Annotated in this window: 20 protein-coding genes, 1 tRNA gene and 1 riboswitch; of the genes, 19 read left to right on the top strand and 2 right to left on the bottom strand. The window is 57.3% G+C overall.

The features are described 5' to 3' along the window. The first annotated feature begins 45 nt into the window (after positions 1-45). From miaB to AC2FHW_RS11365, 19 genes are all read left to right on the top strand, one after another. Positions 46-1,365, top strand: a complete 1,320-nt coding sequence (gene miaB / locus AC2FHW_RS11455) for a tRNA (N6-isopentenyl adenosine(37)-C2)-methylthiotransferase MiaB (RefSeq protein ID WP_281973461.1) — start codon at positions 46-48, stop codon at positions 1,363-1,365. A gap of 236 nt (positions 1,366-1,601) precedes the next feature. After that, on the top strand, positions 1,602-2,312 hold the full coding sequence (locus tag AC2FHW_RS11450; RefSeq protein ID WP_281973462.1) for an outer membrane protein: 711 nt from the start codon (positions 1,602-1,604) through the stop codon (positions 2,310-2,312). A 142-nt stretch (positions 2,313-2,454) separates the two neighbouring features. Continuing rightward, complete coding sequence (locus AC2FHW_RS11445; protein WP_142639428.1) at positions 2,455-3,477, top strand: PhoH family protein; 1,023 nt, start codon at positions 2,455-2,457, stop codon at positions 3,475-3,477. Positions 3,478-3,516: 39 nt separating this feature from the next. After that, a complete protein-coding gene (ybeY, locus tag AC2FHW_RS11440; RefSeq protein WP_142639430.1) occupies positions 3,517-4,011 on the top strand; it encodes an rRNA maturation RNase YbeY in 495 nt (164 codons plus the stop codon). Between the two features lie 35 nt (positions 4,012-4,046). Continuing rightward, on the top strand, positions 4,047-4,934 hold the full coding sequence (locus AC2FHW_RS11435) for a hemolysin family protein (RefSeq protein WP_142639432.1): 888 nt from the start codon (positions 4,047-4,049) through the stop codon (positions 4,932-4,934). After that, positions 4,931-6,427: an apolipoprotein N-acyltransferase gene (gene lnt, locus AC2FHW_RS11430; protein WP_496814393.1), complete on the top strand. Its 1,497-nt coding sequence runs from the start codon at positions 4,931-4,933 to the stop codon at positions 6,425-6,427. Before AC2FHW_RS11435 ends, lnt begins: the two co-directional genes overlap by 4 nt. Positions 6,428-6,469: 42 nt before the next feature. After that, positions 6,470-6,518, top strand: a riboswitch (SAM-SAH riboswitch). A gap of 5 nt (positions 6,519-6,523) precedes the next feature. Further along, positions 6,524-7,705, top strand: coding sequence for a methionine adenosyltransferase (gene metK, locus AC2FHW_RS11425; protein ID WP_142639436.1), 1,182 nt, complete (start codon positions 6,524-6,526; stop codon positions 7,703-7,705). A gap of 129 nt (positions 7,706-7,834) precedes the next feature. Beyond that, a complete protein-coding gene (gene trmB, locus AC2FHW_RS11420; protein ID WP_185956732.1) occupies positions 7,835-8,545 on the top strand; it encodes a tRNA (guanine(46)-N(7))-methyltransferase TrmB in 711 nt (236 codons plus the stop codon). A gap of 69 nt (positions 8,546-8,614) precedes the next feature. Beyond that, positions 8,615-9,967, top strand: coding sequence for a 3-phosphoshikimate 1-carboxyvinyltransferase (gene aroA / locus AC2FHW_RS11415; protein WP_496814395.1), 1,353 nt, complete (start codon positions 8,615-8,617; stop codon positions 9,965-9,967). Between the two features lie 5 nt (positions 9,968-9,972). Continuing rightward, entirely contained in the window at positions 9,973-10,590 is a 618-nt protein-coding gene (locus tag AC2FHW_RS11410; RefSeq protein WP_142639443.1) for a (d)CMP kinase, read from the top strand. Positions 10,591-10,691: 101 nt separating this feature from the next. Beyond that, the gene (locus AC2FHW_RS11405; protein ID WP_271951586.1) at positions 10,692-11,207 is read left to right on the top strand and encodes a hypothetical protein; all 516 of its coding nucleotides are present in this window, start codon (positions 10,692-10,694) and stop codon (positions 11,205-11,207) included. Positions 11,208-11,461: 254 nt separating this feature from the next. Next, positions 11,462-13,147, top strand: a complete 1,686-nt coding sequence (locus AC2FHW_RS11400; RefSeq protein WP_271951588.1) for a tryptophan halogenase family protein — start codon at positions 11,462-11,464, stop codon at positions 13,145-13,147. Between the two features lie 300 nt (positions 13,148-13,447). Beyond that, a complete protein-coding gene (gene rpsA, locus AC2FHW_RS11395; RefSeq protein WP_142639449.1) occupies positions 13,448-15,124 on the top strand; it encodes a 30S ribosomal protein S1 in 1,677 nt (558 codons plus the stop codon). Positions 15,125-15,394: 270 nt separating this feature from the next. Further along, positions 15,395-15,679 carry an integration host factor subunit beta gene (gene ihfB, locus AC2FHW_RS11390; protein ID WP_271951590.1) on the top strand — a complete coding sequence of 95 codons (285 nt, stop codon included), beginning with the start codon at positions 15,395-15,397 and terminating at the stop codon, positions 15,677-15,679. A gap of 6 nt (positions 15,680-15,685) precedes the next feature. Continuing rightward, entirely contained in the window at positions 15,686-16,036 is a 351-nt protein-coding gene (locus AC2FHW_RS11385) for a lipopolysaccharide assembly protein LapA domain-containing protein (RefSeq protein ID WP_271951622.1), read from the top strand. Between the two features lie 8 nt (positions 16,037-16,044). Further along, positions 16,045-16,695 (top strand): phosphoribosylanthranilate isomerase, encoded by a 651-nt coding sequence (locus tag AC2FHW_RS11380; protein ID WP_142639453.1) that lies wholly within the window; start codon positions 16,045-16,047, stop codon positions 16,693-16,695. Between the two features lie 92 nt (positions 16,696-16,787). Beyond that, the gene (gene trpB, locus AC2FHW_RS11375) at positions 16,788-18,035 is read left to right on the top strand and encodes a tryptophan synthase subunit beta (RefSeq protein WP_496821935.1); all 1,248 of its coding nucleotides are present in this window, start codon (positions 16,788-16,790) and stop codon (positions 18,033-18,035) included. A gap of 366 nt (positions 18,036-18,401) precedes the next feature. Next, a tRNA-Asn gene (locus AC2FHW_RS11370) sits at positions 18,402-18,476 on the top strand. A gap of 401 nt (positions 18,477-18,877) precedes the next feature. Continuing rightward, a complete protein-coding gene (locus AC2FHW_RS11365) occupies positions 18,878-20,023 on the top strand; it encodes a slipin family protein (RefSeq protein ID WP_496729382.1) in 1,146 nt (381 codons plus the stop codon). Positions 20,024-20,065: 42 nt separating this feature from the next. Here AC2FHW_RS11365 and AC2FHW_RS11360 read toward each other — a convergent pair whose 3' ends face one another. Both AC2FHW_RS11360 and AC2FHW_RS11355 read right to left on the bottom strand, forming a co-directional pair. After that, the gene (locus tag AC2FHW_RS11360; protein WP_496729380.1) at positions 20,066-20,440 is read right to left on the bottom strand and encodes a DUF2237 family protein; all 375 of its coding nucleotides are present in this window, start codon (positions 20,438-20,440) and stop codon (positions 20,066-20,068) included. 9 nt (positions 20,441-20,449) lie between these two features. After that, entirely contained in the window at positions 20,450-21,613 is a 1,164-nt protein-coding gene (locus tag AC2FHW_RS11355) for a serine hydrolase domain-containing protein (RefSeq protein ID WP_142639460.1), read from the bottom strand. Positions 21,614-21,618: the final 5 nt, after the last annotated feature.

Genomic DNA, 21,618 nt, shown 5'->3' with positions numbered 1-21,618 from the left:
TGGGTATAGATGACGCCGATCCCGCGAACGCAAAGGCCCAACCCCATGTCAGAACCCAAAAAGCTGTACATCAAGACCTATGGTTGCCAGATGAACGTCTATGACAGCGAGCGTATGGCCGAGACCCTGGGGGGGCAGGGCTATGTCGAAACCCAGAGCCCGGATGACGCGGATATGATTCTGCTGAACACCTGTCACATCCGGGAAAAAGCAGCCGAAAAGGTCTATTCCGAGCTGGGGCGTTTCAAAGGGTTGAAAGCCGAAAAACCCGATCTCAAGATCGGGGTCGCGGGCTGCGTCGCGCAGGCCGAGGGCGAAGAAATCATGCGCCGTCAGCCCCTGGTCGATCTGGTGGTTGGCCCGCAAAGCTATCACCGTCTGCCTGAGATGGAAGCCAAGACGCGCGAAGGCGCCAAAGCACTGGACACGGATTTCCCCGAAGAGGACAAGTTCGAAAAGCTCAAGAATCGTCCCAAAGCCAAACGTGGCCCCACCGCTTTTCTGACCGTTCAGGAAGGCTGCGATAAATTCTGTGCCTTTTGTGTCGTGCCCTATACCCGAGGCGCCGAAGTCAGCCGTCCGGTGGACCGTATCATCCGCGAGGCACAGGATCTGGTCGAACGTGGCGTGCGCGAGATCACTCTGCTGGGTCAGAACGTCAACGCCTATCACGGGGCTGGGCCGAACGGCGACATGACGCTGGCGGGACTGATTTGGGAGTTGAACAAGGTCGACGGGCTAGAGCGCATCCGCTTTACCACGTCGCACCCGAACGACATGGCCGACGACCTGATCGAGGCGCACGGCACCTGCGAAAAACTGATGCCCTATCTTCATTTACCGGTCCAGTCGGGTTCGGATCGCATTCTGAAGCGGATGAACCGCAGTCACACAGCCGAAAGCTATTTGCGTCTGATTGAGCGTATCCGCGCTGCGCGTCCGGATATTGTCATGTCTGGTGATTTCATCGTTGGGTTCCCTGAAGAAACCGACGAAGATTTTCAGGCCACCATGGATTTGGTCGAGCAAGTCAAATACGGCTATGCCTATTCGTTCAAGTATTCGACGCGCCCGGGAACGCCCGCAGCCGAGCGGTCTCAGGTTGATCCTGGGGTGGCGGATGACCGCCTACAGCGGCTGCAGGGATTGATCACGCGTCATCAACGCGAAATTCAGGATGCCATGGTTGGACGCAAAGTCCGCGTTCTGTTCGAAAAAACCGGCCGGTTGCCGGGACAGATGGTGGGAAAATCTGAATATCTTCATTCGGTTCACGTCTCTGATGCGGATGTGGAAATCGGCGCGTTGCGGGACGTTTTGATCATCGGATCAGGTGCGAATTCTCTGGCGGGGCAGTTGCTCTGACCCGTCCTTTATCTGTGATGCGGATACCATCGCTGGTATTTGTTTCCAAGATTTACCCTTGATTTATCACTTGGAATTATGTTCCGAGAAAAGTCAGGTTTTTTCGGGGCCTAGGCTAACGCCTCCTGAAACGGCATATCAGTGCTGATCCTGGTGTCGGATCGGGATGACGGAGGGTGCGAGTGAAAAATTTGAGATTTAGTGCAGGGTCTAATATCAGGGTTGCCCTTCCCGCAATGGCCGCGTTGTTTCTGGTACTCAATTCCGCTGCCGCAGGGAATCTGGATCCGGATTTATCTGAACCGCCGGTAATATCGTCAGCACGTTATGGCAGCGATGTTAGCGCCTTCTATCTGGGCTTGACAGCCGGCTATTCGACCAGCGGCTCGGACCGCTTTGGCCTGACGACGCCTACAGATACGTTTGCTGTCGGCGAATTGGACCTCACCGGCAGTTACGGTGGTATTCGGGGCGGTTGGCGCGGTCTCCTGCCCGCAAAAGGCGGGCGTGACTACGTCTATGGGGTCGAGTTGGGCTATGATTTCGGATCTCTGGACGATGAAGTGTCGACGCAGATCGGAACCTCGGTCGTCAATGGCGGTTCAGAGATTTCGGATGTCATCTCAATTCGCTTTCGGAACGGTCTGACAAACCCAAGTGGCAGAGTGTTATACTTTATTTCCGTTGGTTACGTGCATGGCGATATAACCACGACCAGTTCGATTACATCCGGGGCAACAACCCAGTCCTTTCAGGATAAAGACAGTCGAAAAGGGTTCTCGGCCAGCATTGGCGCCGAGCACAAACTGAATGAGAACTGGTCGATCACTGGGGAATATGAATACGTCCGGTTCGATTCTGAAACCGTCGAATTTGACAACGGGTTTACGACCAAATCGACGCCCCGTTACCGTGGTTTGCGGTTTGGCCTGAACTATCAGTTCTAGGTTTGCCTGTATGGAACGTTCGCGGTGCCTCCAACTTGATCGGCGGTTTTACCATTCTGTACGGAAAATTTGAATCTCTGGCTTGCGCCCACCAAGAAATGTTGTCTACGCTTGGGGTGAAACGCCCAGACAGGAGAGCGGATTGGCCATTGGTGCCCTGAACCCACCGCAAAATGAAACGCCCCAGCGGGAAGCGTTTGTTGAATTTCCAGACAATCGGTTATTGATAGATCTTTGCGGCGAATATGACCGCAACCTGACCGAAATCGAACAGAAGCTGACCGTGCAGATCGTGCGCCGTGGCAACCAACTGGTTGTCATGGGTGACGACGAATCCCAAAAACAGGCGATCGAAGTTCTGCAAGCGCTGTATACCCGCCTGGAAGGTGGTCGTGACGTAGAAGCAGCGGATGTAGACCGCGAACTTCGCATGGGCGGGTCGGAGACAGGAACCGGCAGCCGGGATGGCGATCAGCTTGAGATGTTCAAGGGTGGTTCGGTTGAGATCAAAACCCGCAAAAAGCTGGTCGAGCCGCGTACTGACGCCCAAAAGGTCTATGTTCAGTCCTTGTTCAACAATGAGCTGGCCTTTGGCATAGGTCCGGCGGGCACAGGTAAGACCTATCTGGCCGTGGCCGTTGGCGTATCGATGTTTATCGGCGGGCATGTCGACCGCATCATCCTCAGTCGTCCCGCCGTCGAAGCGGGCGAAAAGCTGGGATATCTACCTGGCGACATGAAGGACAAGGTCGATCCCTATATGCAGCCGCTCTATGATGCGCTGAATGATTTTTTGCCCGGGAAACAACTGGCCAAGCTGATCGAGGAAAAGCGCATCGAGATTGCACCTCTGGCGTTCATGCGTGGCCGTACGCTCGCGAACGCCTTCGTTGTGCTGGATGAGGCGCAGAACGCCACGACCATGCAGATGAAAATGTTCCTGACCCGTTTGGGCGAAGGCAGCCGCATGGTCATAACAGGCGACCGGTCACAGGTTGACCTGCCGCGCGGAGTTCAGTCGGGATTGGCGGATGCAGAACGGCTGTTGAGCACGATACCAAATATCAGCTTCAACTATTTCACCTCCAAGGATGTTGTCCGGCACCCACTTGTCGCCGCGATCATCGAAGCGTATGAGGCCGATACGGGCCGTGAAACGGGTTGATCTTCTGGGTCCCGGTATCGGGATTTTGGACATGGTGGCATGAACCTGGAACTATCGGTTGAAGACCCGCGCTGGGACGGGCTCGAATTTTTGGCAGAGCGCGCCACAAGGGCGGTTTTGGATCATTGCGATCTTGATGCGGACCAGTGTGAGGTTAGCCTGCTGGGATGCGACGATGCACGGATCGCCCAGTTGAACACGGAATTCCGCGAAAAGGCGTCACCGACCAATGTGCTTAGCTGGCCAGCCGAAGATTTGGCTGCGGATTCCGCCGGGCAGACTCCGATACTCCCTGAACCCGATTTCTCAGGGGAAATTGCTCTGGGCGATATCGCGATTTCTTATGATACTTGTGCTCGCGAGGCGGCGGAGGCAGGGAAAAACATGGATGATCATGTCACACATCTGATCGTTCACGGCCTGTTGCATTTGCTGGGTTATGATCACATTCGTGATCTCGACGCCACGCTGATGGAGGGTGTTGAGGTGGAGATACTTGGCAAACTGGGTATTGATGACCCATATAATGCTTAGAGCGAGCCTTTCGGCTTATCATTTGGAATGGGAAAATGGGCGAAACAGACGGCAGTTCTATGGCGGCGCAGGGCGCGCAACCGAAGGACGGCAACGAAAATGTCACTGAGAGACCAGGACTTTTCTCTCGAATAGTGGATGCGTTCTCAACGCAGAGTGAAGACTCGGCTTCTGAGGTCAATGGGCAAGAGGTCGATCCGGCTCAACCTCGCGGCATGATTAACCTGCGCCGGATGCGGGTCGAGGACGTGGCGATTCCTACGGTCGAGATCGTGTCAGTACCGTCGACGATATCTAAAGATGAGCTGGCCCAGGTTTTCCGGGAAAGCGGTCTGTCCAGGATACCTGTATATGAAGGAACGCTGGATACGCCTTTGGGCTTTATCCACCTGAAAGATTTCGCTTTGACGCACGGGTTCAACGGCGGCTCGACTGAGTTTGATCTGGTGTCGATGTTGCGGACATTGCTGTTCGTGCCGCCATCGATGCCGATCGGTGTGCTGATGACCAAAATGCAAACCGAGCGCCGCCACATGGCATTGGTGATCGACGAATATGGTGGTGTCGACGGGTTGCTGACGATCGAAGACCTGATCGAACAGGTTGTTGGTGAGATCGCGGACGAACATGACGCGGATGAAAGCCAACTTTGGGTTCAGGAAAAACCTGGATGTTATGTGGTGCAGGCGCGGATACCCCTTGAAGATTTCGAAGCCGAGATCGGGCGATCCCTAACCAGCCACGAGGATGTCGATGAGGAAGAGATCGACACGCTTGGCGGGTTGGTCTTCATGTTGTCCGGACGGGTTCCAGCACGAGGAGAGGTTGTTCTGCATCCGGAAGGGCCTGAATTTGAGGTGATTGATGCGGATCCGCGGCGCATCAAACGGCTGCGTGTCATGCTGCCGGATATCGTTGCATGAACCTGATACGGGCTTGGCCCATTTGGCTTAGATTTGTCCTTTCTGGTTTGTTGGGAGGGCTGGCTGCATTTGGTCTGGCTCCCTTTGGGTATTGGGTGGCTTCTGTATTGGCGTTGGTGTTGGTCGCACCGATATTTCAGAGCACCGAGACACGTGCGCGTGCGGCGTGGATCGGTTGGGCGTTTGGGACCGGGTATTTCGCCCATGCACTCAGCTGGATTGTCGAGCCGTTTCTGGTGGACGCCGATCGTCACGCTTGGATGGCTCCGTTTGCTTTGGTCTTCATGGCTGGTGGTTTGGCGCTGTTCTGGGGGCTGGCATTCTGGGTTGCTCGCAGGCCCGGCACGCGCGGGGTTTCACAGGCGTTGTTTCTCGCCTTGGCAATCTCCTTGGCGGAATGTGCCCGCGGTTATGTTCTGACCGGGTTCCCCTGGGCCGGGCTGGCGCAGGTCTGGGTCGAGACCCCTGTTGCGCAGCTACTGTCACTTTTTGGGCCTTACGGGCTTGGGGCGCTGACCTTGGTGTCGACGCTGCCACTAGGGGCGGCTTTGGCGCTGCGTTCCGGAGTATTCGTGCCCTTGGGCATCAGCGTGGCATCGGTCGCATTGGCTTTGGGCTATGCGGGGACGCGGCCCGCTGTGGTCGAAACGGGACATATCGTTCGCTTGGTTCAGCCCAATGCGTTGCAACATCAGAAATGGGATCCAGAGTTTGCACCTCTGTTCTTCGCACGTCAGATCGAGTTTACTGCCGCCGAACCACAGCCTGACCTGATCGTTTGGCCTGAAACCTCGGTTCCCGCCTGGCTGGGCAGCGCGCAGCCGTATCTGGATGCCATCGCCGAGGCGGCGCGAGGCACGCCGGTTGTTCTGGGAATTCAACGAGGCGACGGGCCGCGTATCTACAACTCGATGATCTACCTTGATGTGGATGGGGCTCAGCAGGGGCTGTACGACAAACATCATCTTGCGCCTTTTGGCGAATATGTTCCGTTTGGCGACGTGATGGCGCGGTTCGGGATCTATGGCATGGCTGCAACCACCGGACATGGGTTCAGCGCCGGGTCGGGGGCGGCGCTGCTGGATGCAGGCCCATTGGGTAAAGCGCTGCCGTTGATCTGCTACGAAGCTGTGTTCACCCAGGATGTCCTATCCGCGCCGGGGCGCGCTGATTTCCTTCTGCAAATCACCAATGATGCGTGGTTCGGAACGCGCTCGGGACCGTATCAGCACCTGGCTCAGGCACAGATGCGCGCCATCGAGCAGGGGCTGCCCATGATGCGTTCGGCCAATACCGGCGTCTCTGCCATGATTGACCCGCTGGGCCGGATCACCGAGGCCCTGCCGCTTGGGCAGGCGGGCTATATTGATGCCGGACTTCCGGCGCCTCAGTCGGCGACAGCATATTCCCGAATGGGGGATAATCCTGTCTTTGCCGTGCTATTGGTGCTGTTTAGCCTGTTATGGTACGGGCTGCGGCGGCGAAACCTATGATTTCGCATTGACCCTCGGTTTCGGGGGGCTTATCCCCTCTTGTGCCCATCACAACGGCTTCCTGGCGTGACGGGGTAATCTTAATGGAGCACTTGTATGTCCCGACAGAACTATACCTTTACTTCGGAATCCGTTTCCGAAGGGCATCCGGATAAGGTTTGTGACCGTATTTCCGACGCCGTACTAGACGCATTTCTGAACGAAGAACCCGAGGCACGCGTTGCGTGCGAGACCTTTGCGACAACGGATCGCGTGGTGATCGGCGGCGAAGTGGGGCTGTCTGATCAGGACAAGCTGCATGACTATATGGGCCGCATCGACGAGATCGCCCGCGCCTGTATCAAGGATATCGGCTATGAGCAGGATAAGTTCCACCACGAGACGGTAGAAGTTACGAACCTGCTGCATGAGCAATCTGCACATATTGCGCAGGGCGTAGATGCGTCGGGTGACAAGGACGAAGGTGCTGGTGATCAGGGCATCATGTTCGGCTATGCTACCACCGAGACACCCGCGCTTATGCCTGCGCCGATCCAGTATTCCCACGCAATCCTGCGCCGTCTGGCCGAGGTGCGCAAGAACGGGACCGAGCCTGCGCTGGGCCCGGATGCGAAATCGCAGCTGTCAGTGATCTACCAGGATGGCAAGCCGGTTGGCGTCAGCTCGATCGTTCTGTCGACCCAGCATCTGGATGAGACGCTGAGCTCGGCTGATATTCGTGCCATTGTTGAGCCGTATATCACCGAAACTCTGCCCGAGGGTTGGCTGACCGATCAGACCGATTGGCACGTCAACCCAACCGGCAAGTTCGTCATTGGCGGTCCGGACGGAGATGCCGGTCTGACCGGTCGTAAGATCATCGTGGACACTTATGGTGGTGCAGCGCCTCATGGTGGCGGAGCGTTTTCGGGTAAAGACCCGACCAAGGTGGACCGTTCGGCGGCTTATGCCGCGCGTTATCTGGCTAAGAATGTCGTAGCCGCGGGGATGGCCGAGCGTTGCACGATCCAGTTGAGCTATGCCATTGGCGTTTCCCGGCCTCTGTCGATCTATGCGGATACGCATGGCACGGGGCAGATCGCGGATGATCGGATTGAAAAAGCCGTCGGCCAGGTGATGGACCTGACCCCACGTGGCATCCGTCAGCATCTGGAGCTGAACAAGCCGATCTATCAGCGCACAGCAGCCTATGGCCATTTTGGCCGCCAGCCGGAAGCGGATGGAGGTTTCAGCTGGGAGCGCACAGATCTAGCAGACGCGTTGAAAGCGGCGGTTTGATCTGACTGTTATTAATAGGTGCGCCCTTGCGGGCGCGCCTATTTCTTGGGAAATGGAAGAGAGGCGGCGGCTATTCTGCTCTGCCGCCGCCCCTTGCCTCTGAGCCGTCCCCGCAGTATGGGCACCGCCATGAGCACCCAGACCCCCCAACGCCCCCGCAGAAACTTTTATGGCCGCTTCAAAGGCAAGACCCTGAAGCAAAGCCAAAAGACGTATCTAAGCGAAGACCTCGATGCGCTGTCTCCGGGTGCTGTGGACTGGGAAAGCAATCCTGAACGCAGTCCGCTGGATCTGAAGGCCCTGTTCGGTGGCAAGGATGTCTGGCTTGAGATCGGCTTTGGCGGCGGCGAGCATCTGGTGCATCAGGCGGCCAGCAATCCCGATATCGGTATCATTGGGGCAGAACCCTATATCAACGGTGTCGCCATGCTGTTGGGCAAGATTCGCAAGGCTGGGGTCGAGAATCTGGCGGTGCATCCCGGCGATGCGCGCGATCTTTTTGATGTCTTGCCCGAAGCCAGCATATCACGCGCCTTTCTTCTGTACCCCGATCCCTGGCCCAAAACCCGGCATCACCGCCGTCGGTTCGTGACCCCAGAGCATCTGGAGCCGTTGGCGCGGTCGTTGAAACCGGGCGCGATCTTTCGCGTTGCCACAGATATTCCCGACTATGTCCGCCAAACGTTGGAAGAGGTGCCGGGCGCTGGTTTCGAATGGTTGGCGGAACGCCCCACCGATTGGCGTGAGCCTTGGGAAGACTGGATTTCCACGCGCTATGAGCAGAAGGCCCTGCGCGAAGGGCGGACACCGCATTACCTGACCTTCCGCCGCAACGACTGATTGCGGCTGGACCAAGCGCCCCCAATTCGCTAATCGGCTTGGGAACTGATAGCGAAAACAGGAGCCCCCATGTCCGGACACGGCACGCCCATCCCGATGACCTCGCACCCTTGCGGTCCGCTGACCGGAGCGGCCGAGGTGCCTGGTGACAAGTCGATCTCGCACCGATCGCTGATCCTGGGCGCGATGGCCGTGGGTGAAACCCGGATCACCGGTCTGTTGGAGGGTGAGGACGTTCTGGACACCGCAAAGGCGATGCGTGCCTTTGGGGCTGAGGTGACAGATCACGGGGGTGGCGAATGGTCAGTCCATGGTGTGGGCGTCGGTGGCTTTGCCGAACCCGATCAGGTTATTGACTGCGGCAACTCGGGCACCGGCGTTCGGTTGATCATGGGTGCGATGGCGACCTCTGCGATTTCCGCGACATTCACGGGGGATGCCAGCCTCAACAAACGCCCTATGGCGCGGGTAACCGATCCTCTGGCGTTGTTTGGTGCGCAATCTGTGGGACGCACCGGGGGGCGCCTACCTATGACGATTGTGGGTGCAGCAGACCCTGTCCCAGTAAAGTACGAGGTTCCTGTTCCCTCCGCACAGGTGAAATCTGCCGTTTTGTTGGCAGGTCTGAACGCACCGGGCAAGACCGTGGTGATTGAGGCCGAAGCGACCCGGGACCATTCCGAGCGGATGCTGGCCGGATTCGGGGCTGAAATCACGGTCGAGGATACCGATGAGGGGCGGGTGATCACCCTGACCGGTCGCCCTGAGTTGAAACCGCAGATCATCGTTGTGCCCCGTGATCCCTCCAGCGCGGCCTTTCCGGTCTGTGCTGCGCTGATCACGCCCGGATCTGATGTTCTGGTTCCGGGCATCGGCCTGAACCCGACCCGCGCGGGTCTGTTTACCACTCTGCGTGAGATGGGTGCTGACTTGACCTATGAAAATGAGCGCGAAGAGGGTGGTGAACCGGTCGCGGATCTACGTGCCCGGTATTCCCCCGATATGAAAGGAATCTCGGTTCCTCCGGAACGAGCGGCCTCGATGATTGACGAATACCCGGTTCTATCTGTGGTCGCGGCAAATGCCACAGGCACCACAATGATGGGTGGCGTAAAAGAACTGCGCGTCAAGGAAAGCGACCGTATTGATGCGATGGCCCGCGGCCTGCGCGTTAATGGCGTCACCGTCGATGAGGGCGATGATTGGTGGTCTGTGGATGGTTTGGGAATTGGCAATGTTCCCGGCGGCGGCACCTGTGAGAGCTTTCTGGATCACCGGATCGCGATGTCCTTTATGGTTATGGGTATGGGGGCGAAAAATCCGGTCGGAGTCGACGATGGCGGCCCGATCGCAACGTCTTTCCCGATCTTCGAACCGTTGATGGCTGGCCTTGGTGCGCGGCTGCAGCGAAACAACCGGTAAATGCGATGGCAGTTGCCAGTTTCACCATAGCAATCGATGGCCCGGCAGCAGCGGGGAAGGGCACGATTTCCAATGCCGTTGCCGCCCATTTCGGGTTTGCGCATCTCGATACCGGCCTGCTTTACCGTGCGGTTGGCCGCAGAACGCTGGAAGGTGCCGACCCGGTTAGTGCCGCGCAAACGCTGACTGCCGAGGACCTGGATCAGGGTGATCTGCGCACGGCTGAAATCGCGCAAGCGGCCTCGAAAGTTGCAGTTATCCCCGAGGTGCGGGCTGCATTGGTCGATTTTCAGCGCGCCTTTGCGCGCCGCGCGGGCGGTGCAGTGTTGGACGGTCGTGACATCGGAACCGTTATTTGCCCGCGGGCCGAGGTTAAACTGTTTGTCACCGCCAGCGCCGAAGTGCGCGCTGAGAGACGGTTTCTGGAACTGGACGCCAAGGGCCATGAGGTTACACGCTCACAGGTGTTGGCCGATGTGCGTGAGCGGGACGCTCGGGATGCCGAACGCAGCACGGCACCTATGAAGCCAGCTGAGGATGCGGTCATACTGGATACCTCGGACCTGAGCATTGACGCAGCTCTCGCCCGCGCGATTGAGGTCATCGAACCAGTTCTGCCCTAGGGCCGTTTGCCAGAGCAAACACAACTTTGTTCACTAAGCTTTGTTTGGCCAGCGCCCGAGGCGTCGATTACCTTTGTATCGACATCTGCCGGAGGTAATCGATGTTCCGCCTGATTTTGATTTTTACCTTTCTCGCCAGTGCGCTTTCAGCGCAAGAGGCAGAACCGCCAATGACCTACGAGCGTTTGGGCAAGATATTGTTTGCGCTTGACCCCGAGACAGAGCCTCTTGGGCCAGGCTTTCAGCTTACCATCGCGGAGGTTCCCGTTCTGGTGATTACCGACGTCAATGCGGACCGGATGCGGGCCATGGTGTCGATCCAAAGTGTCGAAGATCTGAGTGCTCAGGACATGCAACGGATGATGCAGGCGAATTTCGACAGTACCCTGGATGCGCGATATGCGATTGCCAATGGCACCTTGTGGGCTGCGTTCATCCACCCCTTGTCGCGGCTAGAAAGGGATCAGTTGATCTCGGGGCTGGCCCAGACGGTGAACATCGCCAACACCTACGGCACCTTGTATTCCAGCGGAGTTGCGGAATTTGGCGGCGGCGATAGCAATGATCTTCAGCGCGCTCTGATCGAAGAGCTTCTGAAAAAAGGCGAGGATATCTGACGCAGGGCCGGTACTTGCGCATTTCCTTTCTCGCAGCATCCACCATCCTAAAGAAAGTCGCGCAGTGGCGAGCGGCCTGTGTTGCCGGGTCTGATGACCCGGCATGTATGCAGGTTCGGCCGTCATAGTGCCTAGCTGGATGCAGGAAAGCTGTTATAGTTTCTCTCAGGCAAAAAGGGAAAGCTGCTTTACAAGCCCCAAAATCAAAAAGGGCAGGCGGCTAAAAAACCCCAAAACCAACAGGGACAGAAAATATGAATAATCGTTTGCGCAAGATCACCATTGTGGGTGGCGGCACGGCAGGTTGGATGACCGCGATGATCCTGGAAATGGTGTTTTCACGCACGTCAGCACCCAAGGATCGCCCGCGTATCTGCCTGATCGAAAGCCCCAATATCTCGACTGTGGGCGTCGGCGAGGCCACGGTTCCACGGATGCCGGTCACGCTGCGCCAGGCCGGCATTTCAGAGCGGGATTTCTTCCGTGAGACCAACGCCTCGTTCAAGCTGGGCGTGAAGTTTTGTAATTGGAACAAGGACGCCAAGGGCAATCGCATTGATTACGTGAACCCTTTTGCGCATGGCCAGTTGTTAGAGGGGTTAGAGCCCGCAGAATACTTCCTGCGCTTTGGCAATGGCGATAGGGATTTCACGCAGTCCATCTCGCCCCATGATGATCTGGCGCGCCTGTGCAAAGGTGGGCGGCCACTGGGTCAGCCAGAGTTTGAGCAGCGGTTCGGCTATGCCTATCATCTGGATGCTGTGAAGTTTGCAGGCATGTTGACCAGGGTTTGCACCAAGCGCGGCGTTGAGCACATCCAGGACGAGGTGAAATCGGTCGAGCTGGATGAGCAGGGCAATGTCAGTCATCTGATGCTGGAAAAGAAAGGCCGCCATGACATTGAGATGGTCGTGGATTGCACCGGGTTTCGCGGCTTGATTATCAACAAGGCGCTGGGCGAGCCATTCATGGATTATTCTGACTATCTGCCCAACGACCGCGCCATGGCGTTGCAGATCGAGCACCCGGATCCAGAAAAAATTGAAAGCGTCACACGGTCCACCGCACTTGGTGCGGGGTGGACCTGGCGGGTGCCGCTCTTTAACCGTGTGGGCACGGGCTATGTCTACTCATCCGCGCATCGCACGGATGAACAGGCGGCGGATGAATACCTCGAATGGCTGGGCGATAGCGGCAAAGGTGCGACGCCGCGTGTGATCCCGATGCGTATCGGACGAGTGCGCAATGCCTGGGTCAAGAATTGTGTGGCGATCGGACTGGCCGGAGGGTTCATCGAACCGCTGGAAAGTACAGCGATCCACATGATTGATCATGCGGTGCGCTGGTTCGCCGAGCATCTGCCCACGCGGGACATCGAACCGTCGCTGCGGGCGAGATATAACAAGCAAATGGACAAGCTCTATGACGAGGTTCTGGATTTCATTTGTCTGCACTACCGCTTGGGCAACCGCACGGATGATCAATATTGGATCGACGCGCGGACCGAAATGAAGATACCGGATCGGCTGGCCGAGAACCTTGAGCTGTGGCAGCACCGCCTGCCTTTGGAACGAGATATCGAGTTTGCAACGCTTTTCGATTTCCGCGTCTATCAAACGGTTCTTTTGGGTAAGCAGGTCTATGATACGGGCTATGGTGCCGGCATCCGCGATCGCTTGCGGCCGTTGAAGAAACCGATCTGGTTCCAGTGGTGGAAAGGCGCGAAAGTGGATCTTGCGCAGATACTCAGATCAATGCCTGATCACAAAACCCTGCTGCGCGATATCCGGGGTGAGCTAGAGCGCCCAGCCTTTGGAAAGGCCGCAGCAGCGAAGCCAACAGTCGCGATGCCGGGCGCGGCCCCGGTACCTTTGGCGGTCCAGAACATGCCGAATTTCGCCGAAATCCAAAGCGGTTCAAAAGACCTGCAACTGTTTTAGGCGCTCTGTCCTTTCGGAGCTGAAGAAGAATACAAATCGACCCGACCTCAGCCATGCAAGGCTGGGGTTTGCGTGTTATTTTGTGATATGCACGGTAAAACTTGCAGCGCCTGTGCGAACCCGTTATAGAGCGCGCGTCGACAAGGCGATTTGAGCCATAAAACAATGAGACGAGCAGGGTCGGACCAACCGGCCCTCTTTGTTTTGCGGTATATGTCAGATCGTCTGACCAATCCACTAAGACCGGCGGAGACAACCGCTCGGCCAGCAAAAACGTTATGTAAAGGAAAACACTGCCAGATGGCTGATACAACCATGGAGGAATTCGAAGCCCTCCTTAATGAAAGCTTCGAAATGGACACGCCCGAAGAGGGTTCTGTTGTCAAAGGTAAGGTTCTGGCGATCGAAGCCGGCCAAGCCATCATCGACGTCGGCTACAAAATGGAAGGCCGCGTTGATCTGAAAGAATTCGCAAATCCTGGCGAAGCCCCTGAAATTACTGTTGGTGACGAGGTTGAAGTTTACCTGCGCGCCGCAGAAAACGCCCGTGGCGAAGCTGTCATCTCACGTGAGATGGCCCGCCGTGAAGAGGCATGGGACCGTCTGGAAAAAGCATATGCCGACGACCAGCGCGTCGAAGGTGCAATCTTTGGTCGTGTCAAAGGTGGCTTCACCGTCGATCTGGGTGGTGCAGTTGCGTTCCTGCCCGGCTCGCAGGTTGACGTGCGCCCCGTACGCGACGCTGGCCCTCTGATGGGTCTGAAGCAGCCGTTCCAGATTCTGAAAATGGACCGTCGCCGTGGCAACATCGTTGTTTCGCGCCGCGCAATCCTGGAAGAATCGCGTGCCGAACAGCGCGCCGAGGTTATCGGCAACCTGACCGAAGGTCAGACCGTCGAAGGCGTCGTCAAGAACATCACCGAATACGGTGCGTTTGTTGACCTGGGCGGCGTTGACGGCCTTCTGCACGTCACCGACATGGCATGGCGCCGTGTGAACCACCCGTCCGAGATCCTGACGATCGGCGAGACCATCAACGTTCAGGTCATCAAGATCAACAAAGAGACCCACCGCATCAGCCTGGGCATGAAGCAGCTGCAGGAAGATCCGTGGGATCTGGTTGCAGCCAAGTATCCGCTGAGCTCGGTTCATCAGGGTCGCGTCACCAACATCACCGACTACGGCGCGTTCGTCGAGCTGGAAGCCGGTGTCGAAGGTCTGGTGCACGTGTCCGAGATGTCCTGGACCAAGAAAAACGTCCACCCCGGCAAGATCGTTTCGACCAGCCAGGAAGTCGACGTCATGGTTCTGGAAATCGATGGCGCCAAGCGTCGCGTGTCTCTGGGCCTGAAGCAGACTCAGCGCAACCCGTGGGAAGTGTTTGCAGAAACACACCCCGAGGGCACCGAAGTCGAAGGCGAAGTCAAGAACATCACCGAATTCGGTCTGTTCATTGGCCTCGAAGGCGACATCGACGGCATGGTTCATCTCAGCGATCTGTCCTGGGACGAGCGTGGCGAGGATGCCATCCAGAACTACCACAAGAACGACGTGGTACAGGCCGTTGTGTCTGAAGTGGATGTCGAGAAAGAGCGTATCTCGCTGTCGATCAAAGCCCTGGGCGGTGACAAGTTCGCCGAAGCCGTGGGCGGCGTGAAGCGTGGCTCGATCATCACCGTTGAGGTCACCGCGATCGAAGATGGCGGCATCGAGGTCGAGTACGAAGGTATGAAGTCGTTCATCCGTCGTTCCGACCTGAGCCGTGACCGTGCCGAACAGCGCCCAGAGCGTTTCTCGGTCGGTAACAAGGTCGACGTCCGCGTCACCAATGTCGACAGCAAGACCCGTCGTCTGGGTCTGTCGATCAAGGCACGTGAGATCGCCGAAGAGAAAGAGGCCGTGGAACAGTACGGTTCTTCCGACTCGGGCGCATCGCTGGGCGATATCCTGGGTGCAGCGCTGAAGTCGGGCGACTAAGTCCGAGCCTCAGTCAAGCCGAATTTACGGCCCCGTGTGAAAGCGCGGGGCCGTTTTTGTTGCGAATCAACATGTTCGCATTTTCAGGCTAATTGGGTCTTAAGTTCATACATTTGTCAGGCAAATTACATGAACTGGCAAAAAATCGCGTTACTTAACTGTAATTTTCAACCTTTGCCCGCAGAGTTTACGTTCCCCCGAACCCAGTTTTTTCCTATACTGTTCAGAATAATAGGCAAGGTTAACCGGTCGCCTGGGAGGGTAACGCACATGATCCGTTCAGAACTGATTCAGAAAATCGCCGACGAGAACCCGCATCTTTATCAGCGTGACGTCGAGCGAATCGTGAATACCGTGTTCGAAGAAGTAACGAATGCGATGGCGCGAGGGGATCGGGTTGAACTGAGAGGCTTTGGGGCGTTTTCAGTGAAACAGCGCGATGCCCGTGTGGGTCGTAACCCGCGTACCGGCGAAACTGTGCAGGTCGAAGAAAAATGTGTTCCGTTTTTCAAAACTGGCAAGTTGCTAAGGGACCGGTTGAACGGTAAAGCCTAGGCCATGATGCGCTACCTTCGATATGCTTTTCTCGCGGTCCTCGGGATCGTCTTGATTTCAGTCTCTCTGGCCAACCGCGAAGCGGTTGAGCTGACGCTTATTCCCTCGGCTATAGCCGATTTGCTTGGCTTCAATTTCAGCGCCTCGTTGCCGCTGTTCGTGGTGGTTCTGGGTGGCATCGTCGCTGGCTTGGTCATTGGCTTTCTTTGGGAATGGCTGCGCGAACACAAGCACCGCCGCGATGCTACCGCCAGCAAAGGTGAAGTGCGCAAGCTTGAGCGTGAGGTCAAGAAGCTCAAGAAAGCGCAGAACGAAGGACAGGACGAAGTTCTCGCCCTGTTGGATGAGGCCAGCTGAGGCCCGGAATGTCGGATGTATCGGTTAAAATCTGCGGCCTGACTGCACCAGATCACGTGCGCGCAGCAGCTGATGCGGGTGCACGGTATCTTGGTTTCAACTTCTTTCCGAAATCGCCTCGATATGTTTCGCCTCAACAGGCAGCAGCTTTGTTCGAGCATGTCCCCGTTGGGGTTGCAAAGGTCGCCTTGGTTGTGAACGCCACGGATGAGTTGTTGGACAGTATTACCGCAGTCGCCCCTTTTGACATGTTGCAGCTGCATGGCTCAGAATCTGTCGAGCGGGTGCAGGAAATCAAGGCGCGCTATGGGTTGCCTGTTATCAAGGTGGTTGGTGTTGCAGATGCCGAAGACCTGGCCGCCATTGATACTTATTGCGATGTTGCCGATCAGTTGCTGATAGATGCCAAGGCGCCAAAGAGCTCGGTTCTGCCGGGTGGAAACGGGCTGGCGTTTGACTGGCGTTTGCTGGCTGGGCGCAAATACTGGCGCAAGCCCTGGATGCTGGCCGGTGGGTTGAACCCCGGAAATGTGGCCGAGGCCATCCGTATGACGGGCGCGCGTCAGGTCGATGTCGCCTCGGGCGTGGAAAGTGCACCGGGCATCAAGGATGCCGCGATGGTTCGTGCGTTTGTAGACGCTGCAATTCGGGCCGGTTAAGGTATCACATCTAAGGATTCCCATGTGCGTTTTGCCATGGCAAATCCCGCCGCTACCTCCTATGAACAACGGGTACGACGATGGAGACACCCATGGCCAACGATCTTTTCAATTCCTTCATGTCCGGCCCAGACGAGCAGGGCCGTTTCGGCATTTTCGGCGGGCGTTTTGTCAGCGAAACGCTGATGCCGCTGATCCTGGCGCTGGAAGAGGAATATGAAAAGGCCAAGGACGATGCCTCATTTTGGGCCGAGATGGATGATCTGTGGGCCAACTATGTGGGACGCCCCTCGCCACTATATTATGCCGAGCGCCTGTCCGAGCATCTGGGTGGCGCCAAAATCTATCTGAAGCGCGATGAGCTGAACCACACCGGCGCGCACAAGATCAATAACGTATTGGGCCAGATCATTCTGGCGCGGCGCATGGGCAAGACCCGGATCATTGCCGAGACCGGCGCCGGACAGCATGGCGTGGCCACAGCCACCGTTTGCGCCAAGTTCGGTTTGAAATGCGTGGTCTATATGGGCGCGCATGATGTGCAGCGACAGGCCCCGAACGTGTTCCGCATGCGCCTGCTAGGGGCCGAAGTGATCCCTGTGACGTCAGGTCGTGGCACATTGAAAGACGCGATGAACGATGCGTTACGTGACTGGGTGACCAACGTGCGCGATACGTTTTATTGCATCGGTACAGTTGCTGGCCCGCACCCGTATCCGGCGATGGTGCGCGACTTTCAGTCGATTATCGGCAAGGAAGCAAAGGAACAGATGCACAAGGCTGAGGGCCGTTTACCCGACACGCTCATCGCCGCCATCGGTGGTGGATCGAACGCAATGGGTCTGTTCTACCCGTTCCTGGATGATAAATCCGTCAACATCATCGGTGTCGAAGCCGGTGGTAAGGGCGTGAACGACAAGATGGAACATTGCGCCTCGCTGACCGGCGGCCGCCCGGGTGTTCTGCATGGCAACCGCACCTATCTGCTGCAGGATGATGACGGGCAAATCCTCGAAGGATACTCGATCTCGGCTGGTCTGGATTACCCGGGCATTGGCCCTGAACATTCATGGCTGAATGATATCGGCCGCGCGCAATATGTGTCGATCACCGACAAAGAGGCGCTTGAGGCGTTCCAGCTTTGCTGTGCAACCGAAGGCATCATCCCGGCGCTTGAACCTAGCCATGCGCTGGCTCATGTGATGAAGATCGCACCGGATCTGCCCAAGGATCACCTGATCTGCATGAATATGTGTGGACGTGGTGACAAGGATGTTCAGACTGTGGCGAAATATCTGAACTTCGACATGTCGGATACCGAAGGCCGCAGCGCCGATTGACCAGGCGGTAAAATTTGAAATTTCTGACAAAAGCTGTGTGCCTTTGAACGGTGTGCAGCTTTGGTTTCCAGCCTGCGGCTTTTCGAATGTTGCGCAGCTGGGTAATTTTGTTGCGCACCCGCCACAGGTGCATTTCCACCTCTCAGAATATCATTGAGCGAATCCTGCCCCTTCGCCTAAACCCGCCGTTACCGGTCAAAACGGGCCGGACCCTAGCGAGCAGAGGTGATCACTCTCTCGGTGCGGACGGCGCTGCCGAAACCGTATGCCAGGGCCGAAACCGGGGATTGGTACATGCTTTGTAGCTCAGGTGGAAGAGCGGCAGATGGCAAGTCTGTGAGCGAAGGTTCGACACCTTCCAAAGCTCCAAATGTAGCTCATTTTGGTTAGAGCAATCGACTGTTAATCGATGTGTAGCGGGTTCGAGTCCCGCCATTTGAACAAACGCTGTTAGGTCAGCACCGGCCTTCAACGCCGGTCCGTGAAAACGGTCCAAATCATTAAGGTCCGGGTGTTCCCCAGCAGGGGTGGCACCGCGCTACGTCAGGCTTTGGCCGGGCGGGGCAGGGGTCTTCGCTGCTCTGGTCTTGGGCCGGAGGGCAGATGACGGTGTCGCCGGATTGGCGCCCCGCTTGATCCCTTGGGAACAGGCGGCGCATTGGTCCCGTGCCCCTCTCTCTGACCCTCTCGCAAAAGGGCACGGCGCGGGGGATGCCCGGTCTTTCACAGCCTTTATCCGAAGGCTTCACACCTGTCACCCAATCGGGGTGCAACCCACTGAAAACATGAAAAGGAGTTCGCTTTTGCGACGACGATAGAGCGAGACGAAAAGGAGAAATGAAATGACACTATTCCAAGATCTGATCGACCGGCTGACCGGTCATCAACGGCTGACCCTGACCGAGACCCGGCGGATGCTGGTTTTGCGCAAGGGGGTAATTGACACCATCCTCGGCCCCGGGAAACACCGGCTGCCACGCAGGGATGTGCTGACCGAGCTGCACGATCTGGAGGCTCTCTTTTTCGTGTCGCCCTATGAGCGGGCGCTGATGCAGAACCGGCCCGAACTGGCCGAGGCGCACCTGACCGAGTTTCGGGCAGGGCCCGACGAGGTTCTGGTTCTGCTTCGGGATGGCGTGCCCGCTCGAGTGCTGATTCCCGAAGTACGGGCGCTAGTTTGGAAGGATGCCGGCCCCTGGGCCGTTGAGCAACACGCGCTGACCGAGTCCATGGTTGTGCACAAAGCGGTCGCGCAGCGGCTGGTTCGGGTGGGGCTGCAGATGCACCTGACGCGGGTCGAGATTGCCGAAGGGCATGTCGGTTTGCTGACCGTGGATGGCGTACTGGTGGATCGGCTGAACCCCGGCGCCCATGCCTTCTGGAAGGTGGGCCGGTACGTCGAGGTCAAGCAGATCGACCTGCGGCAACGAACCCATGAGGTAACGGGTCAAGAGATTCTGACCAAGGACCGGGTGACCATCCGGGTCAACCTCAGCGCCGATTACCGGGTCGTCGATCCGGTCAAGGCGATGGGGGCGGTGAAGGATTTTGATCAGGCCCTGCACCGGGCCCTGCAACTGGCGTTCCGGAAGACCCTTGGGTCGATGACGCTTGACCGGCTACTTGCCGAGAAGGTGGGCGTTGACGCCGAGGCTGCGGATCGGGTGCGGACACAAATGGCCGGGATCGGCATCGAAGTGGGTGAGATCGCGTTGAAAGACGTCATCCTGCCCGGCGAGATGCGCGAAATCCTGACCGCCGTAGTCGCTGCCGAGAAACAGGCCGAGGCCAACGTCATCCGGCGGAGGGAAGAAACCAACGCCACGCGGTCTTTGCTGAACACCGCGAAAGTGATGGCGGAAAACCCGGTGATGCTGCGACTGAAAGAGCTGGAAGCGCTGGAAACCATCGCCGGCAAGGTCGAGCGGCTGACGGTTCATAACGGAACCGAGGGTCTGATGTCTGATCTTGTGAAATTGCGGGATTGATCCCGAATAAGGGCTGGTCCGGGTGATCCCGGGCCGGTCTGCCTAGTCCTGAACCGCGTGTTGGTTGAGAATGCGCAGAGGCACGATGTCCAGCGCCCGTTGATGTGTCGCCTCAAGATGAACCTTGGGCGCGCATCCTTCGTCATGGGCTTGCAGGAAGCGACCCGCACATAGACACCAGCTGTCACCGGCACGCAGCCCGGGAAAATTAAACTCGGGGCGCGGCGTGCTGAGGTCATTGCCGACATATTTCGAATAGGCCAGAAACTCGACCGTCATTACCGCGCAAACCGTGTGGCTGCCCTGATCCTCGGGGCAGGTATTGCAGGCGCCATCGCGAAAGAACCCGGTCAGCGGATCGCGGGAGCAAGGGGAGAGCACGCCCCCCAGAACATTTATGCTTTCCTGTTTCTGCATAAGAGCATCTTACAGGCTTTGCGCAATCTTGCGGAACATTTCTATGTTGATCTCATTCACGCCAGGGTCTCGAAACTTGCGATCGGCTCCGGTGGACACGATCAGCACCCCGCGCGGCTGGTCGAAATAGATATACTGACCATAGACGCCGCGGGCCATGAACTCGCCCTCATGCGCGCCCACGGGAATCCACCACTGATATCCATAGCCGATCTTGCCCGATGCGGTCGGGGCACTGGGCAGGACCGAAGCGGCGATCCATTCAGCCGGTACCAGTTGCTGCCCATCATGAACCCCGTTTTGCAGGATCATCTGACCGAAACGCGCATAATCGCGGGTGGTGAAATTCAAGCCCCCCAGAACAAAGGCAACTCCGGCCCCGTCGGTCACGTAATAGCCATCCCGCTCCAGCCCAAGTGGCTGTACAATGCGCTCTGTAAGCAGTTCGGCCACGCTGCGACCGGTTGCTCCTCGGACCACCATACCGATAACATGGGTGTCGATTGACACGTATTTCCAGATTTCTCCGGGTGTTGCGAAACTGTCCTGCAGCGAGGCGGCAAAATCGTCCAGTTCTCGGCCTAAGGCGACCACTCGACCCATCCGGTTGATGTCAGAATTGTAATCCAGATAATCCTCGTTGAAGGTCACACCGCTGGCCATGTTCAGCACGTTGCGGATCGTCGTACCATCATAGGCCGTGCCTTGCAGTTTGGGTACGTATTGCACGACAGGATCGTCCAATGAGGCGATTGCGCCTTCGTCCAGCAATATGCCGAACAATGCAGAAAGATAGCTTTTGGCAACCGACCACGAAATGCGTCGATCGTCTGGTGTGGTGCCCAGATAGTATTCCTCAAACCGGATCTGCCCGCCCTGCATCACAAGCAGGGATGTGACCGACCGGTCTTCGATCCATTGATCCGTGCCTGCTGGCAGGTCAAACCCGGGCCCGTAAGGCAATTCCCATGTGGCCCCATCCCCGCGCGGCAAGTTGACGGTTTTGAAAGCTGCATCCATATGCGAGAAATTGTGAACGATCTTTTCGGGGGAAAACAATGAGTTCACCGCCATCAAGCGTTGTATTTCCTCGCGTTTCCAGAACCCGACAACGGCGGCTGCCAGCACAAGCATCAGCGCGATACGCAGCACCCATTTAAACAAAGCTCTCATTTGTC

This window comes from Ruegeria sp. YTSA108 (genome assembly GCF_059610185.1).
This window is presented reverse-complemented; position numbering and strand designations above follow the sequence as displayed.

What these genes read in the sequence shown, in the direction of transcription:
- miaB (WP_281973461.1), top strand. Translation starts at nt 46, where the DNA reads ATGTCAGAACCCAAAAAGCTGTACATCAAGACCTATGGTTGCCAGATG.
- AC2FHW_RS11450 (WP_281973462.1), top strand. Translation starts at nt 1,602, where the DNA reads ATGGCCGCGTTGTTTCTGGTACTCAATTCCGCTGCCGCAGGGAATCTG.
- ybeY (WP_142639430.1), top strand. Translation starts at nt 3,517, where the DNA reads ATGAACCTGGAACTATCGGTTGAAGACCCGCGCTGGGACGGGCTCGAA.
- AC2FHW_RS11435 (WP_142639432.1), top strand. Translation starts at nt 4,047, where the DNA reads ATGGGCGAAACAGACGGCAGTTCTATGGCGGCGCAGGGCGCGCAACCG.
- lnt (WP_496814393.1), top strand. Translation starts at nt 4,931, where the DNA reads ATGAACCTGATACGGGCTTGGCCCATTTGGCTTAGATTTGTCCTTTCT.
- metK (WP_142639436.1), top strand. Translation starts at nt 6,524, where the DNA reads ATGTCCCGACAGAACTATACCTTTACTTCGGAATCCGTTTCCGAAGGG.
- trmB (WP_185956732.1), top strand. Translation starts at nt 7,835, where the DNA reads ATGAGCACCCAGACCCCCCAACGCCCCCGCAGAAACTTTTATGGCCGC.
- aroA (WP_496814395.1), top strand. Translation starts at nt 8,615, where the DNA reads ATGTCCGGACACGGCACGCCCATCCCGATGACCTCGCACCCTTGCGGT.
- AC2FHW_RS11410 (WP_142639443.1), top strand. Translation starts at nt 9,973, where the DNA reads ATGGCAGTTGCCAGTTTCACCATAGCAATCGATGGCCCGGCAGCAGCG.
- AC2FHW_RS11405 (WP_271951586.1), top strand. Translation starts at nt 10,692, where the DNA reads ATGTTCCGCCTGATTTTGATTTTTACCTTTCTCGCCAGTGCGCTTTCA.
- AC2FHW_RS11400 (WP_271951588.1), top strand. Translation starts at nt 11,462, where the DNA reads ATGAATAATCGTTTGCGCAAGATCACCATTGTGGGTGGCGGCACGGCA.
- rpsA (WP_142639449.1), top strand. Translation starts at nt 13,448, where the DNA reads ATGGCTGATACAACCATGGAGGAATTCGAAGCCCTCCTTAATGAAAGC.
- ihfB (WP_271951590.1), top strand. Translation starts at nt 15,395, where the DNA reads ATGATCCGTTCAGAACTGATTCAGAAAATCGCCGACGAGAACCCGCAT.
- AC2FHW_RS11385 (WP_271951622.1), top strand. Translation starts at nt 15,686, where the DNA reads ATGCGCTACCTTCGATATGCTTTTCTCGCGGTCCTCGGGATCGTCTTG.
- AC2FHW_RS11380 (WP_142639453.1), top strand. Translation starts at nt 16,045, where the DNA reads ATGTCGGATGTATCGGTTAAAATCTGCGGCCTGACTGCACCAGATCAC.
- trpB (WP_496821935.1), top strand. Translation starts at nt 16,788, where the DNA reads ATGGCCAACGATCTTTTCAATTCCTTCATGTCCGGCCCAGACGAGCAG.
- AC2FHW_RS11365 (WP_496729382.1), top strand. Translation starts at nt 18,878, where the DNA reads ATGACACTATTCCAAGATCTGATCGACCGGCTGACCGGTCATCAACGG.
- AC2FHW_RS11360 (WP_496729380.1), bottom strand. Translation starts at nt 20,440, where the DNA reads ATGCAGAAACAGGAAAGCATAAATGTTCTGGGGGGCGTGCTCTCCCCT.
- AC2FHW_RS11355 (WP_142639460.1), bottom strand. Translation starts at nt 21,613, where the DNA reads ATGAGAGCTTTGTTTAAATGGGTGCTGCGTATCGCGCTGATGCTTGTG.